Source organism: Streptomyces sp. NPDC002467 (assembly GCF_042889825.1).
Taxonomy (GTDB): Bacteria; Actinomycetota; Actinomycetes; order Streptomycetales; family Streptomycetaceae; genus Streptomyces.
This window is the reverse complement of sequence record NZ_JBIARJ010000003.1, coordinates 633,338-647,003: the sequence shown is the minus strand read 5'-3', so window position 1 is coordinate 647,003 and position 13,666 is coordinate 633,338. Positions and strand designations below refer to the sequence as shown.

At 67.7% G+C, this 13,666-nt stretch carries 12 protein-coding genes and 1 pseudogene; 8 read left to right on the top strand and 5 right to left on the bottom strand.

The window, feature by feature from the left end:
• Positions 1–462 precede the first annotated feature (462 nt).
• On the top strand, positions 463–1,275 hold the full coding sequence (locus tag ACFYYJ_RS09690; RefSeq protein WP_389130458.1) for a hypothetical protein: 813 nt from the start codon (positions 463–465) through the stop codon (positions 1,273–1,275).
• Positions 1,276–2,168: 893 nt separating this feature from the next.
• On the opposite strand, the gene ACFYYJ_RS09685 is transcribed toward ACFYYJ_RS09690, so the two are convergent.
• Positions 2,169–2,327 (bottom strand): hypothetical protein, encoded by a 159-nt coding sequence (locus ACFYYJ_RS09685; RefSeq protein WP_389130456.1) that lies wholly within the window; start codon positions 2,325–2,327, stop codon positions 2,169–2,171.
• A 76-nt stretch (positions 2,328–2,403) separates the two neighbouring features.
• Between ACFYYJ_RS09685 and ACFYYJ_RS09680 the strand changes: the two genes are divergently transcribed.
• On the top strand, positions 2,404–2,682 hold the full coding sequence (locus ACFYYJ_RS09680; protein ID WP_389130453.1) for a hypothetical protein: 279 nt from the start codon (positions 2,404–2,406) through the stop codon (positions 2,680–2,682).
• A gap of 123 nt (positions 2,683–2,805) precedes the next feature.
• Here ACFYYJ_RS09680 and ACFYYJ_RS09675 read toward each other — a convergent pair whose 3' ends face one another.
• The 3 genes from ACFYYJ_RS09675 to ACFYYJ_RS09665 form a co-directional block, all read right to left on the bottom strand.
• Positions 2,806–3,093 (bottom strand): hypothetical protein, encoded by a 288-nt coding sequence (locus tag ACFYYJ_RS09675; protein ID WP_389130450.1) that lies wholly within the window; start codon positions 3,091–3,093, stop codon positions 2,806–2,808.
• Between the two features lie 364 nt (positions 3,094–3,457).
• Positions 3,458–3,877: a hypothetical protein gene (locus tag ACFYYJ_RS09670; RefSeq protein WP_389130448.1), complete on the bottom strand. Its 420-nt coding sequence runs from the start codon at positions 3,875–3,877 to the stop codon at positions 3,458–3,460.
• Positions 3,874–4,071, bottom strand: a complete 198-nt coding sequence (locus tag ACFYYJ_RS09665) for a hypothetical protein (RefSeq protein ID WP_389130445.1) — start codon at positions 4,069–4,071, stop codon at positions 3,874–3,876. Before ACFYYJ_RS09665 ends, ACFYYJ_RS09670 begins: the two co-directional genes overlap by 4 nt.
• Positions 4,072–4,165: 94 nt before the next feature.
• On the opposite strand from ACFYYJ_RS09665, the gene ACFYYJ_RS09660 reads away from it, so the two are divergent.
• From ACFYYJ_RS09660 to ACFYYJ_RS09635, 6 genes and pseudogenes are all read left to right on the top strand, one after another.
• The gene (locus tag ACFYYJ_RS09660) at positions 4,166–5,143 is read left to right on the top strand and encodes a helix-turn-helix transcriptional regulator (RefSeq protein ID WP_389130443.1); all 978 of its coding nucleotides are present in this window, start codon (positions 4,166–4,168) and stop codon (positions 5,141–5,143) included.
• Positions 5,071–5,358 (top strand): annotated as a pseudogene (locus tag ACFYYJ_RS09655) (helicase associated domain-containing protein); the annotation flags it as partial. The gene ACFYYJ_RS09660 and the pseudogene ACFYYJ_RS09655, both read left to right, overlap by 73 nt.
• 252 nt (positions 5,359–5,610) lie before the next feature.
• The gene (locus ACFYYJ_RS09650; protein WP_389130440.1) at positions 5,611–6,210 is read left to right on the top strand and encodes a hypothetical protein; all 600 of its coding nucleotides are present in this window, start codon (positions 5,611–5,613) and stop codon (positions 6,208–6,210) included.
• The gene (locus ACFYYJ_RS09645; protein WP_389130437.1) at positions 6,210–10,859 is read left to right on the top strand and encodes a putative T7SS-secreted protein; all 4,650 of its coding nucleotides are present in this window, start codon (positions 6,210–6,212) and stop codon (positions 10,857–10,859) included. The genes ACFYYJ_RS09650 and ACFYYJ_RS09645 overlap by 1 nt, the downstream gene beginning before the upstream one ends.
• Positions 10,856–11,548 carry a CPCC family cysteine-rich protein gene (locus ACFYYJ_RS09640; RefSeq protein ID WP_389130435.1) on the top strand — a complete coding sequence of 231 codons (693 nt, stop codon included), beginning with the start codon at positions 10,856–10,858 and terminating at the stop codon, positions 11,546–11,548. Before ACFYYJ_RS09645 ends, ACFYYJ_RS09640 begins: the two co-directional genes overlap by 4 nt.
• Before the next feature lie 802 nt (positions 11,549–12,350).
• A protein-coding gene (locus tag ACFYYJ_RS09635) for an IS5 family transposase (RefSeq protein ID WP_389130526.1) occupies positions 12,351–13,171 on the top strand; the annotation gives its coding sequence in 2 pieces (ribosomal slippage) (positions 12,351–12,698 and positions 12,701–13,171; 819 coding nt in all).
• Here ACFYYJ_RS09635 and ACFYYJ_RS09630 read toward each other — a convergent pair.
• Positions 13,161–13,517 carry a hypothetical protein gene (locus tag ACFYYJ_RS09630; protein ID WP_385367329.1) on the bottom strand — a complete coding sequence of 119 codons (357 nt, stop codon included), beginning with the start codon at positions 13,515–13,517 and terminating at the stop codon, positions 13,161–13,163. The two genes, ACFYYJ_RS09635 and ACFYYJ_RS09630, sit on opposite strands and share 11 nt — an antisense overlap.
• Between the last annotated feature and the right edge of the window lie 149 nt (positions 13,518–13,666).

Here is a 13,666-nt window from a genome sequence, read left to right as displayed (position 1 = left end):
CCCCGCGGAGCGGGTCCCACAGCGCTGCGCGCTGTGCCAACGAACCGGTTCGCTTCGCTCACCGGGAGGGCGCTTCGCGCCCTCACAGCCGGCCCTTCGGGCCGGTGTCCTGCGCTTCGCTCCGGACGGGGTCGGGATTCCGCTTCGCTTCATCCCAAATGGCCTGCTCCGCAGCCAGGGTGACCCCGTTTCACGGGGATCGGGCCTTCGGCCCGTTGGCAGGTCCGCTGCGCTCCCCTGCCTGAGTCCTTCCGGCTCCCGGGCTCCGGTCGACCCCTCATCGTCGATACCTGAATCATTGCTCCGTCATATATTCCAAGTTGAACCGCATTTGCTGCCTGTTGCACCTTCTCAAACGCAGTCGTACGTTCGAAGAGTGGAAAGTGTTCGCCCCTCCACCCAGCTAGCCCTGGCATCAGGTGTCAACCTGATGCCCTGCAACCTTATGCCCTGGAGGATAAAATGAGTGATTTTAATGAACAGGTACGGATAACCACAGCAGATGGCGCGATTGCCCTGGTGGCAAAGGCTAGTGCCACGGCAGTCTCAGGCGTGAGCACAGAGGGGTTCGGGGTCGAGGGGAGGGCTCACGGGACCGGAGTTGTCGGAGTCAGCGAAGCCTGGCTAGGCGTCTACGGGGAATCCACAGGAGGCCTCGGTGTAGACGCCGTGCGTGGGCAGGGCAAGGGACAAACCTGCGGAGTCGCAGGACACAGCGAAAGCGGAATCGGCGTCTACGGCAAGGGCGGAGCATTTGCTGGAATATTCGAAGGAAAAGTAAAGGTCACAGGTCCGCTGGAAGGCAATCAAATCGAAGGGAAAAGCGGAAACTTCTTCGGCGAAGTCCATGCGGTAAAATTTGTTCCCAGCGGAGGGGACTATGCAGAGACGTTCGCCTCAGAAGACAGCTTCGAACCAGGCACCGTTCTCGTCATCGGGGACGACGGCCTGCTCACCCCGTGCAACACGCAATATGACACGCGCGCGACTGGAGTTGTGTCCGGAGCCGGGGGTCTCAACCCGGGAACCGTCATGGAAAGCAATCCCGAATCTGCGCATCATGTGACACTCGCGCTCGCTGGGCAGGTCTACGTCAAAGCTGACCCTCAGTACGGGACGATCGCCGCTGGCGACCTCCTCACAACTTCACCTACCCACGGGTGCGCGATGCGAGTATCCGACCGTGGCAGCGCAATCGGCGCCATCCTCGGAAAAGCCATGGCATCCCTTGAAGGCGAACCCGCACTCCTCCGCATGCTAGTAACACCCTCTTGACGTCCTACGCCAGCCTGGCCAGCCTTGCCCACCCGGAACTTGCATGGTTCAAATTTCAGATCGGATTGAAACTGGAACACGCAGAGGGTTGCACTGGCTCCCCAGAGGCGACGACCACGTCATGGACCGCAATGGCCCAACCAACCTGCGCGGCCAGACCTCAAGCTCAAAACTCCGCAAGGGCCGCCACACTACGGCGGCCTCTGCGGCCACTCCCGAGCTCCTGCCCGACCTTGTGAAAATCAGCAAATGATCGAACGCCGCCGAGCTGGCGGCCCCCGACGGCATCAGCACCCGCACCGCACGCCGCCGCATCAACGCCCTACGGCCACAACTCACCGCCGAAGACTGACGACGCAGGACGTACACCACCGGCAACACCCAAGGGACGTTTTGCCACCATGGTTCGCATTTCTGCCACCCATGGTGGCAAAACAGGGCCGGTGCCGAACGTACGCCCAGAGCTACACAAACCCGGCCGAAGGTACGCCGGGAACTACACCCGGCATGCGAAAAGTGACTATAAGTCCCCTCGCGGGTGACCTATAGTCACCTTTCACTAAACGATCTTGAGGCGTCCCTAGCCGGCCCGCCCGCAGTCGACAGAGCACCGACCAGGACACTGGGCCCATGATCGAACGCCGCGCCCTGGGCACCGGCCCGCGCCCCGCAACTCCCCCCGCACAACCGACCACACCCCGCCGGACCCGCCTCGCAGCCGAGCCCGTCGAGCCGGTCGAAGCGCCCGCGAGCGCGCCCCGCCTCCGAGGCCGGCGCACCCTGGGCGCGGGCACAGAAGCCGCCGGGGGCTGATCCCCCGGCACGGCAAGGGCCGCTTGTCTGCTTGGGGCGGCCCCGGCCGTACTGCCCCGAGCATCGGGCCCGCGCACGCCCTATGAGACGGGGACGCGGACCTCGTTGCGGATGATCGCCGCCTTCGCGGCGAAGGCCTCAAGGTCGAACTCGGCCGCCGGGCCCGACGAGGCGGCCCCTACGGCCGCCGAGGCGCCCTCGGCGACGCCCCGCTCCCCCGGCTGGCGCCAGCTCGGCACAGGGCACACGCCCGCCCGCTCAGTGCCTCGCGAGTGATCGTGGTGTCCCGCTCACGAGAAGATCGTTGGAGCAGGCATGAACCGCCACACCACACGGGCGATCCTCGCCCTCACCGCAACCGCCGCAGCCCTCACCATCACGGCCCCCGCCCACGCCGCACTCCACACCTCCTCACCAACAGCCCACACCCCGGCCGCCATCGCCCCTGCTGCCCAAGCAAATGAGGCGGACCTGACCTCCTCGATCACAGCCCCCGTCGGCTATGTGTTCGACCTGCTGAGTTTCTCGTACGGGTGCATTCAGTGGGCGACATCCCCGTCGGCGTATCCCTGTCAGTTGAAGGGTGAAGCTTGATCCTGGGAGGCAGCCCGGAGGGCCGGATAGGTGAGGAAGGGGCGGCGGGTTGCCGCCCCCTCCTCAGGCCAAGAACCGTCAGGCTGCTCAACGTGGGCCTGTCAGCAGCCAGAGCCGGTCACTTCACCCGCCGGTGCTGTACGTGACCCGGACGGCGCTGACCTTCCTCGTGAAGCTCCCGAGGTTGTCGATGTCCTCGAAGAACTCCAGGGAGCTGCCCGCGCAGCCTGCGTCCTCGAAGACCTCGACGGCCACGCCGGGGGCCACCTCCACCGATTCGATCCGGTTGTCGAAGCCGGCGGGCAGGTTCACGCACTCCCCCTGCGCCTCCAGGCCCAGCGCCGGGCCGGCGTAGGGCCGGCCGGTGTAGAACGTCGCCGCAGCGTCATCGGTCGAACGGACATCGGGCAAGGCCGTACCGGCCGCAGGAACGGCCCCTGCCACAGGGGCGGGCGCAGCCGATGCGGAAGGCGGGGCGAGGAACAGCCAGGGCGAGAGAGCGCGTGTTCATGATCGGCTCAACGGCGGTGCGCCAACTCCGGTCACGCGGAACCGGGGCGCACCACGGCCTACGGCGGATCGTGTCCTACAGTGCAATCGCCCCCAGGTCCGGACCGCCCGCGACGGCGTGCGCCAGGACTCCGCTCAGACCACGGCCGCCGGACCACCGCCCCCCGATCCGGTAGCCGTCCCTCGGGGGCCGGCGCCTCAACCCCCCGAGGCGCCGGCTCCCCTCCTCGGGAACCCCCCTGCCCAACGGCCCCGTGCTGCGCTGCTACGGGCGTCCCGGCCGGGCCGGGACGGGGTGACGCCGGTAGACGCGAACGGTGCGCCCCGCGACGCACACCGCGCCGGTGCGCAGGATCATCGTCCGGGTGCCGCCGTGCCGGTAGCGCAAGTCCACGATGGCGACCAGGCGCCCGCCCGCCAGCACCTGATCTCCGACCCGGAGTTCGGTGGGCGGGCACTGAACCTCCACACACCCCGGCGGGACCCGCACCGCTTCCGGCTCCCGCGCCGCAGGGCGCTTGTCCGCCGGCTCGCACGCCACCGTCCGCGCGATCCACTGGAACCCGCCCGCGTCGACCAGGCGGACCACGAGAGGGGACGGGTAGATGCCGACCACTTCGCCGCGCGCCTGGCGCTCCCCGTCGAGCACCGCGTCGCCGACGTGGAACCGGCGGCGGCCGGTCACCGGTGCCCCGCAGCGGCGCAGCGCTTCATGAGCACCTGCATGTCCGTGACGACAGTCCCGCGCAACGGGCCCGTGGCCGTGTCGCGGCGCTGCGCGTAGTCCTGGCAGCGGGCACAGTCCGGCGGGGCCGCAAGGGCGGCCGGCGGGAACAGCTTGATGGCCTCGGCGCGGGCGTAGTCGGTGGTCTTTGCCATGGTGTGTGCCCCGTTCGCGGATCGGGTCGGTACCCATACCTTCGGCCCGCCGAAAGCCGCCGGGCAGGGGCAAGTCCGGGGGCAAGATGGGGTCATGGACATCGGGGAGTTGATCCGCGAGCTGCGCACCGCGCACGGTTGGTCGCAAGCCCGCCTCGCCGACGAGGTCAACCGCGACCACGGGACGGCCCTGACGCGTGAGTACGTGGCCCGGTGGGAGCGCGGGAAGTGCGCGCCGCGCCCCTTCTACCTCGCGGCGCTGTCCCGGGTGCTCGACGTCCCGCTGTCCGTCCTGGAGGACCCCATGCTGCGCAGAGAGTTCCTGACCGATGTGGCCGGTACCGCCATAGCCCCCGTGGTCGCCTCCGACCTCCTCGCGAAAGGCTTCGCCGCCCGCCTCGCGGGCGGGCCGTCTGTGGAGGCGTGGGAGGCCAAGCTCGCCGCGTACGGGACGGACTACATGTCGATGGGCGCGGCCGACATCCAACGGCGCGTCGCCGGCGAGCTGGTCGTCGTTCAGCAGCAGCTCGACCAACCCCGGCTGTGGTCGGTCGCGAGCCGGCTGATGACCCTGTACGCCAAGACGTTCCCCGGCTCGGACGGGGCCGCCGCCGTCCGCTGGTACAGGATGGCGGCGAGCGCTGCCGACGAGTCCGGGGATCCGGCGGCGCGGGTGTGGGTGCGCGGGCGGGCCGCCATCGCGCTCGGGTACGAGGGGGCGTCCCTCGGCGTCGCCGACGTCCTCGCCGACCAGGCCCTCGCCCTCGACGAGCGGCCGTCCCTCGGCCTGCTCAACGCCATCTACGGCAAAGCCCACGCCGCCGCCCTCCGCGGCGACCACGCCACCGCCCGCGACCTCGACGAGCGAGGGCGGCGGGTCTTCGACGCAGCCGGCTCCCACGAACAGACCTCCGACTACGCGGTGCCGTGGTGGCGCCTCAACGTCTTCCGGTCCCTGCTCCTCGCGCGCCTCGGCGACGAGAAAGCCGCGACCGAGGCGTCGCAGCGTTCCTGCGCACCCGGGTCTACCAGCCGGAGTCGCTGGTGTGGTTGGAGGGCTACCAGGCCCTGATCCGCTGGCGGAAGGAGAACGCGATCACCGGCGTCCACGCCGTCCCGTACGACACTGAGACCGAGGTCGGGGTCACGAAGGCGTTCCCGCTGGGGCGGTGGGTGCACCAGCAGCGCAAGGCGCTGCGGGCCGGGGAGCTGGAGGACCGGCGCAAGGTCCTCCTGGACGCGCCGGAGGCCGGGATGGTGTGGGAGCCCGGCGAGGAAGCCTGGGAGGCACGGCATCCCGGTTCGGCAGCGACGTCTCCGCGGTCGTCTCTGAGCACCGAATGACACCTCGCATCGTCCTGCACTGCAGATCAACGTTCACCGCCATGGGACGGCCGGAGGTTAAGAACAAACGTGGTCCGCGTGCTTCACGCCAAGATCTTCCTGCGGGCGTGATCGTGCCTACGGCCTTGGCCACTTAGGTCGCTGGCCTGCTCCGAAACACTCCGTATCCTTGCAGATGATCATGGGAGTGGGATTTTGACGGGTAACGGCAACAGCGACCTGGAGATGGATCCGGTCGCGGTGAAGAACCTCACGAACGGCCTGCGTGCCGCGATCGGTGAGTTGCGCGAGTTCGGTGCGGCGGGATCCGCGTCGATGGGCGGCGGGTTCGGGAACTTGGCCATGACCGGCATGGAAGCCGGTCACGGGCAGGTGGCGGGGGTGTTCGAGGAACTCTGCGCCCGCTGGGAGTGGGGCGTGCGCTCTCTCGTCCTCAGTGCGAGCAATCTGGCGAATGACCTCAAGATCTCGGCGGGCATGGTCTGGGAGGAGGACCAGTACCGCGAAGGAACCTTCAAGGTCGCCGCGAACTCCGTGATCGGCAATCCTCACGCGGATGAGGACGAGATCGAGAAGAAGTCCTGGGACGAGATCAGGGTGCCCCTCCGGCAGGAGACTCCGGAAGAGGCCCAGAAGGCCCGCGACGACTTCCAGCAGATCTGGGACCAGGCCAAGCGCGACTCCCTCTCCAAGGGCTTCAGCGGTCGACTCGTCGAGGGTGCGGCCGAATACGCCGGGATGGACCGTGAGGAGCTCGACCAGGTTCGGGCCCGCGCTACCGAGGGTGCGAACTGATGGGACGCGACCTCGGCGACTGGATCGACGCCGGCGGCAAAGCCCTGGGCGAGGGCCTTCAATGGGTGGGCGACAAGGCCGCGGACCAGCTCGAGAACGCAGGCTGGCAGGACGGTGCCCATGCGATGCGCACCGGGTCGGACATCATCGCGAACCGGCTCGGGGCGGAGGTCGACGAATACGAGCTGGGCCAGACCGACGATCCCAAGAGGCTGGTCCACGGCAGTGCGTCCAAGCTCCGCGCGACCGCTTCCCATCTGAGTGACTTCCAGGCCGCCTTCGACCAGACGGGCCAGGGCCTGAAGGGTCTCGACCACGACGGGATCCAGGGCGCCTCCGCCGAGGCCTTCCGCACGACGGCCCAGAAGCAGCCCCCGAAGTGGTTCGCGGCCGCGGATGCCTTCGAGACCGCGGCCGGTGCGCTGAATCGTTTCGCGGACACGGTGGAGTGGGCGCAGGGCCGGGCCCAGGAGGCGCTGGACGAGTACAAGACCGCGGTGAAGACCTCGCAGGCCGCGCACGACGCGTACAACAAGTGGGTCGACTCGTACAACGAGGCGGTCCGCGCCAAGCAGGACCCTCTGCCGGCCCGTCCCATGGGCTTCACCGACCCCGGCACGGACGGCATCAAGGCCGCCCGCGAGAAACTGGCCGAGGCCCGTCGCCAGCGGGACGAGGCAGCCCAGTCCGTGGTCAAGGCGCTGGAGACGGCACGGGACGCGGCCCCGCCGATGCCGTCCGCGACGATGCAGCTGGCGTCCGAGACGCTCCGCATGGGTGTCTCCTTCGAACACGTCGGCGGAGGCTTCGTGAAGGGCGCCGCGGGAACGATCAACTTCTTCCGCGCCGTCGACCCCGACGACCCCTACAACCGCATGCACCCGACCGAGTACAAGATGCGGTTGCAGGGCATGGGGGTCGGCCTCATGACCACGGCGAACGACCCGGGGGCAGCGGGCTCCCGCATGTACCACGAATTCATGAAGGATCCCGGCGAAGGCTTCGGGAAGGCCTTGTCCGAGGTCGTTGGTTCGAAGGGACTGGGAGCGGGTTCGAGCGCGCTGAGGAAGGGCGCAAGCCTCAGCCGCCTCGCGGACGACATCCCGACCGGCCCCGGCCGCAAGGGCCTGGAATCGGACGGCCCGCACATGTCCGACACACCCGATCGTAAGAAACGGTGCGACGGAACCGACCCGATCGACCTCGCCACTGGCCGAATGTTCCTCCCGCAGACGGACATCGTCCTGCCCGGGACCCTCCCGTTGATCTTCACCCGGCGTGGCGAATCCGGCTACACGGCAGGTCGTTGGTTCGGCCCCGCCTGGGCCTCGACCATTGACCAGCACTTGGAAATCGACCTCGAGGGCATCGTCTTCATCACCGAGGACGGGCTCGTTGTCGCCTATCCCCACCCGGCTCCGGGTGTTCCGGTGTTCCCCACGAGCGGACCCCAGTGGCCGTTGGAACGTACCCCGCAGGGCGATTACACCATCACCGATCCCGAGCTCGGTCGTACGAGCCGCTTCGCGGCGCCGCTGTCCGAAGGCCTCCAGGATGCCGGGAACGCATACGGCCTGGGTGTCATCGAGCAGATCGAAGACCGCAACGGCAACGTCATCGCCTTCGAATACGACGAGCGGGGCACCCCGCTCGGTATCGCCCACAGCGGGGGATACCATCTCCGGTTCGAGACCGCCGACGGCCGCATCACAGGCCTCCATCTCACCGGCGGCTCCCGCATCCTGGCCTACGGCTACACCGACGGGCACCTCACCGAGGTCGTCAACTCCTCCGGGCTGCCCCTGCGCTTCACCTACGACGAACGCGCCCGCATCACCTCGTGGACCGACACGAACGACCTCTCCTATACATACGCCTACGACGACCTCAACCGCTGCACTGCCACGGGCGGCGCCAACGGGCACATGGCCCTCACGCTCACATACGACACCGTGGATGCCGACACCGGACTGCGTGTCACCACGGTCACCACCGGCGAGGGTCACACGAGCCGGTACGTGATCGATGAGGCGTACCGGGTGGTCGCCTCGATCAATCCGCTCGGCGCCGTCACTCGCCACGCGTACGACCGTCGGGGCAGGCTCGTCACGGAGACCGACGCCTTGGGCCACGTCACCCGGAGGTCCTACGACGAAGACGGTCGCCTGGTAGCCCTCGAAAGGCCGGACGGCCGTGTCGGCAGCATGGAGTACAACGGCCTCGGGCTCCCGGTGAAGGTGGTGAACCCCGACGGCCGAGTCTTCCGTCAGACGTACGACGACCATGGCAACCGCACCTCGGTCACTTCGCCGACCGGGTCGACGACCGTACTGGAGCACGACGAGCGGGGATCGTTGGTCTCGCAGACCAACCCTCTGGGAGCCGTGGTCCGCATCAGCACGGATGCCGTCGGTCTGCCGGCGACCGTGACGGACCCTCTCGGCGCGGTCACCCGGTTCGAGCGGGATGCCTTCGGCCGTGTCGTGCGGTTCACCGACCCACTGGGTGAGGTCACCCGGATGGAATGGACGGTGGAGGGCAAGCCCTCGCGCAGGATCGCTCCCGACGGCAGCACGGAGTCCTGGACGTACGACGGGGAGGGAAACTGCCTCACCCATACCGATGGGGCGAGCGGCACGACGGTCTACGAGTACACCGACTTCGACCGTCTGTCGGCCCGCACCGGTCCGGACGGGGCTCGGTACACCTTCGGCTACGACACCGAACTTCGCCTGGTCCGAGTGACGGCCCCGGACGGCGCCGAGTGGACCTACGACTTCGACCCCGCGGGCCGCCTGGTGTCGGAGACCGACTTCGACGGCCGTTCCGTCTCGTACGGCTACGACATGGCTGGGCGTCTCACCTCGCGGGCCAACGCGCAGGAAGGAAGTGTGGTCTTCGAGCGCAACGCGCTCGGGCAGATGATCCGCAAGGAGACCGCGGACGGCATCACGACGTACGAATTCGACGTCTTCGACGAGCTGGCCTCGGCCACCACTCCGGACGGGACGACGCTGCTCAGGCTCAGGGACCGCCATGGCCGGTTGCTCTCGGAGAGCACAGACGGCCGGGTCCTCGCCTACACGTACGACGAGCTCGGCAGGCGCGTGGGACGCACGACTCCCGCAGGAGTGAAGAGCGACCGGTCGTTCGCTGCCGACGGGCGACTCAACGCGCTCACCACGTCCGGGAGGACGGTTGCCTTCGGCCGTGACGCGGCGGGACGTGAAGTGAGCCGTACCGTCGGTGCGGCGCTCACACTCAACCAGCAGTTCGACGCCCGCGGACGGCTCACCAGGCAGCAGGCACTCGGATCCGACAGCACCGTCCTCCAGCAACGCGGGTACAGCTACCGGGACGACGGGTTCCTGACGGGTGTCGAAGACACCCTGAACGGCGACCGCTCGTTCACCCTCGACGCGGCCGGACGCATCACGGCAGTGGACGCGGCCGGCTGGTCCGAGCGGTACACCTACGACGAGACGGGAAACCAGACCTCGGCGTCGTGGCCGCAGCGCCATCCGGGGGCGGACTCATGCGGCGAACGCACGTACAGGGGCACCCGGGTCATGCGCGCAGGCTCAGTGCGCTACGAGCACGACGACCGCGGGCGGGTCGTCCTGCGACAGATAACCCGGCTCTCACGGAAGCCGGACACCTGGCGCTACGAATGGGACGCCGAGGACCGGCTGGCGGCGCTCGTCACACCGGACGGCACTCGCTGGCACTACCGGTACGACGCCTTGGGGCGGCGCATCGCCAAACAGCGTATGGCGGCGGGGCCCAGGTCGGAGGTTCGGGAGGAGACGGTCTTCACCTGGGACGGCAGCAACCTCTGCGAGCAGCGCACGGTCTCCGGCCCCAACGCTCCGGCGGCGGTGACGCTCACCTGGGAGCGTGACGGGCACAAGCCCCTCACTCAGACCGAGCGCGTCGAGAACGCCGCGCAGGAAGTGGTCGACGAGCGATTCTTCGCCATCGTCACCGACCTGATAGGCACGCCGAGAGAACTGGTCGGCGAGGACGGGAGGATAGCCTGGCGCACGCGTTCCACCATCTGGGGTGCCACCACATGGAACCGCAACGCGACGGCTTACACACCGCTCCGTTTCCCCGGCCAGTACTTCGACGCGGAGTCCGGCCTCCACTACAACTGCTTCCGCACGTACGATCCGGAAACGGCCCGCTACTTCTCCCCGGACCCCCTGGGCCTGTGGCCGGCTCCCAATCCCGTCGCATACGTCGGTAATCCCCTCACCCGGTTCGACCTGCTCGGCCTTGCGCCCGACCCGGACTGCGAAGAGCTCGATGCGCAGATCAAGAAGGCGCGGGACAACTGGACCAGCCCGAAGAGCCTGAGGAGCCATTACGGTGACCACGGCCGTGACCTGAACATCTACGACGAGGGCGACTACGCGTTGGCAGCGGACGACTTCATGTCCGGCCCGAAGTCTCCAGGCGTCAGGGAGAAGGAATCCATGATGGAGGGGAAGATCTATCGCTGGGATCCGGCTACCAACGAATTCGGCACCAAGGATCGAAACACGGGTAAGATCATCACCTATTTCGACAGTTCCATCCGGCCAGACGGAACCGCGACCAATGCCAATGCCAGGCGCTATTGGGATGAGCAACCAGGACTGGAGTGACAGTGGGGACAGGCGCATCACCCTGCATCGTCTGCGGAAACCTGACAGTCGCCGTACGGGGCAATCACGAGATCTGCCCCGTCTGCGGGTGGCAGGACGACGGTGGGGACTACCGGGATCCCGACCGGTATGTGGGTGGCCCCAACCATGTCACGCTCCGCGAGGCCCGTCAGAACTACGAGGAGTTCGGCGCCAGCGAGCGGCGTCGTATCGACCGGGTCCGGCCGCCCCTGCGCGAGGAGGTTCCGATTCCAGAGACAGCGGTCCCCACCCCGGAACCGAGCTGGCTCGATTTCGTGGACAACCCCGAAATCATCCGGGCGGTCTACGGAGAGCAGGAGGTGCCCGAACTCGACGGCATCACCGTGCGCGAAATCCGCTGGCACTGGGAGGGTCCGTCACTGCTCATCCGGTTCGACTTGCCGACGTACCCGGACAACCCGCCCCGTGAATGGCGCGAGAGCCGCTTCGACACGATCCAAGTGGAACTCCGTCTCCTCGATGCCGCAGCCGCATTCGAAGCCGGTCAGGACAGCAGCCCCGTCGGCAGCATCGCACTGAGCAAGGGTGCCGCAACACCGGTCCACGCCACGCTGGATGCCGAACGCTTCCGAGCAAGGGTGAACGCCCAGCGAGCCCATATCCAACGACTGTCCGGGTCCTCGCAGGGCAAGCCGAACCGGGAGTAGTCCGCAGACCCGCCCCGCACGAGGGGCCAGTTGGTCCGCGGTTCAGCAGGACAGCAGCCGGCCGATCACGATGAGGCCGCCGATGAAGAGTGCGTAATCGAGGACGGGGGTACACGCATGGGCGGAGCGGGGGACGAGCGCCGGCGGCGGAGTGGGGTCGTGGGGTACTGGCGGGCGGTCGAGTTATTCAGTCCGCAGAAGGTGCCGGCCCTGTCAGTACCTGATCCATATCCCTCGTGTGACTGAGGAGTCCAGTTGGCACTTGAGCGGCTGAGTTGGCACCTTGGCCCTTGGCCGTGTACATGCGATCAAGCAATGGAGATGGACGCGGGCCGGTCAGATGTGGGGTGGATGAATGAGTGCGGATATGGAGCGGGAGTGCTGGCAGCTGCGGCCCGGAGCCGGGGTGGGGCCGCTGAGGTTCGGGATGTCGCCAGCAGAGGTCGCCGAGGAACTGCTGGTCTCTGAGCCGCTTTCACGGGTTGGTGGTCCGTACGAGCAGGAAGATTTTCCGGACGGGGTGAAGGCGTTCTACGACGCGGGCAGGCTCGCATGTGTCGCGCTGGATGCAGTCGCCGGGCCACAGGTCTTCCTGGCCGGCTTCCCGCTGGCAGGGAGCGATCCAGCGCAGGGCCACCAGTTCCTCCTGGACCACGCCGCGGAGCATGAGAACTGGGTGCTCTACACCCCTGACGAGTCGCTTTCCCTGACCGATCTTGGGCTCCTCCTGCGTTCGCAGCGGGTCGGGGAAGTGTGCCTTAGACTTCGTTTCTTATGGCGTGCCCTGGTCGTTGAACCGTGCATGGCGGATCTGGTTGAGCGGCTGGTGCCGGATGAGTTGTGGGAACTGTTCCGGCGGGTGGTGCCGCCGACGGAGGTCATACGACCGCAGGGCGGTGGTCGTCGGCGGGCTGGTGACCGGGAGGCTCTGGCGGCGATCATTTTTGTGGCTACATCGGGGTGCACCTGGCGGCAGCTTCCGCCGGTCTTCGGGCCGTGCTGGCAGACGGTCTACCGACGGTTCGCCCTGTGGAGCCGTCAGCGGGTCTGGGCCCGACTCCATCGGGTGATCCTCGATGAGCTTGGGGCCCGCGGTGAGTTGGACTGGTCGCGGTGCGCAATCGACTCGGTCAGCGTCCGGGCCGCAAAAGGGGGCCTTTGACAGGACCGAATCCGACTGACCGCGGCAAGTTGGGATCGAAGATTCACCTGATCACCGACCGGAATGGATTGCCGCTGTCGCTGGGGATCTCCGGTGCCAACATGCACGACAGCCTCGGTCTGCAGCCGCTCGTTCGCGGTATCCCGCCGATACGCTCTCGCCGCGGGCCACGACGCCGTCGCCCGGACAAGCTCCACGCGGACAAGGGCTACGACTACGACCACCTGCGGCGTTGGCTCCGCGGCCGGAGGATCCGGCACCGGATCGCCCGCAAGGGCATCGAGTCCTCGCAGAGTCTGGGCCGCCATCGCTGGGTCGTCGAACGGACCGTGTCATGGCTGGCCGGCTGCCGACGCCTCCACCGGCGCTACGAACGCAAGGCCGAACACTTCCTCGCCTTCGTCGGGATCGCCGCGGCCCTGATCAGCCATCGCCGATTGGTCACCCCACTCAGGTCCTGAGGCGGTCCTGCTGCACGTCGAAACAGAGCAGCCCCATCGAGTCCGCCAGGCCCGCCGCGTAGGCAGACGCTTCCTCGGCCCTGCTCCAGGCCATCCCGAAGTAGATGAGCGGACCACTTGCACCGGCGATCAGCGGACCGACCGACCAGGGCGACGTCTCGTTCTCGTCCTCAGTGATGTCGCACCACCGCTCAAGAAGCGCCGCGACGTAGGCCGTGATGCGTTCGGACGGAGGCTCAACAACCTCACCGTCGAGATAGCGGTCGTACAGGTCCCTGAAGGCACGGCGGGCGCTCTTGTCGTTCGCCGGCCGCTCACCTTCCCACACGGCCAGGTCGTAGCTCATGCCCGGAGGCTCTCACACCGCACTGACAGCCAAAAGAAACGACCTCTTAGGTATCGCCGCTTGGTCTCCATCTCGACGCCGTCACCCGGGTACCCGGGTACCCGGGACTTCACTGGCTGCAGTATCCCAACCGACTGCGAGCACCGCCG

Bases quoted from the DNA above. Each gene is read 5' to 3' on its own strand.
- ACFYYJ_RS09690 (WP_389130458.1), top strand. From the start codon at position 463: ATGAGTGATTTTAATGAACAGGTACGGATAACCACAGCAGATGGCGCG.
- ACFYYJ_RS09680 (WP_389130453.1), top strand. From the start codon at position 2,404: ATGAACCGCCACACCACACGGGCGATCCTCGCCCTCACCGCAACCGCC.
- ACFYYJ_RS09665 (WP_389130445.1), bottom strand. From the start codon at position 4,071: ATGGCAAAGACCACCGACTACGCCCGCGCCGAGGCCATCAAGCTGTTC.
- ACFYYJ_RS09660 (WP_389130443.1), top strand. From the start codon at position 4,166: ATGGACATCGGGGAGTTGATCCGCGAGCTGCGCACCGCGCACGGTTGG.
- ACFYYJ_RS09645 (WP_389130437.1), top strand. From the start codon at position 6,210: ATGGGACGCGACCTCGGCGACTGGATCGACGCCGGCGGCAAAGCCCTG.
- ACFYYJ_RS09630 (WP_385367329.1), bottom strand. From the start codon at position 13,517: ATGAGCTACGACCTGGCCGTGTGGGAAGGTGAGCGGCCGGCGAACGAC.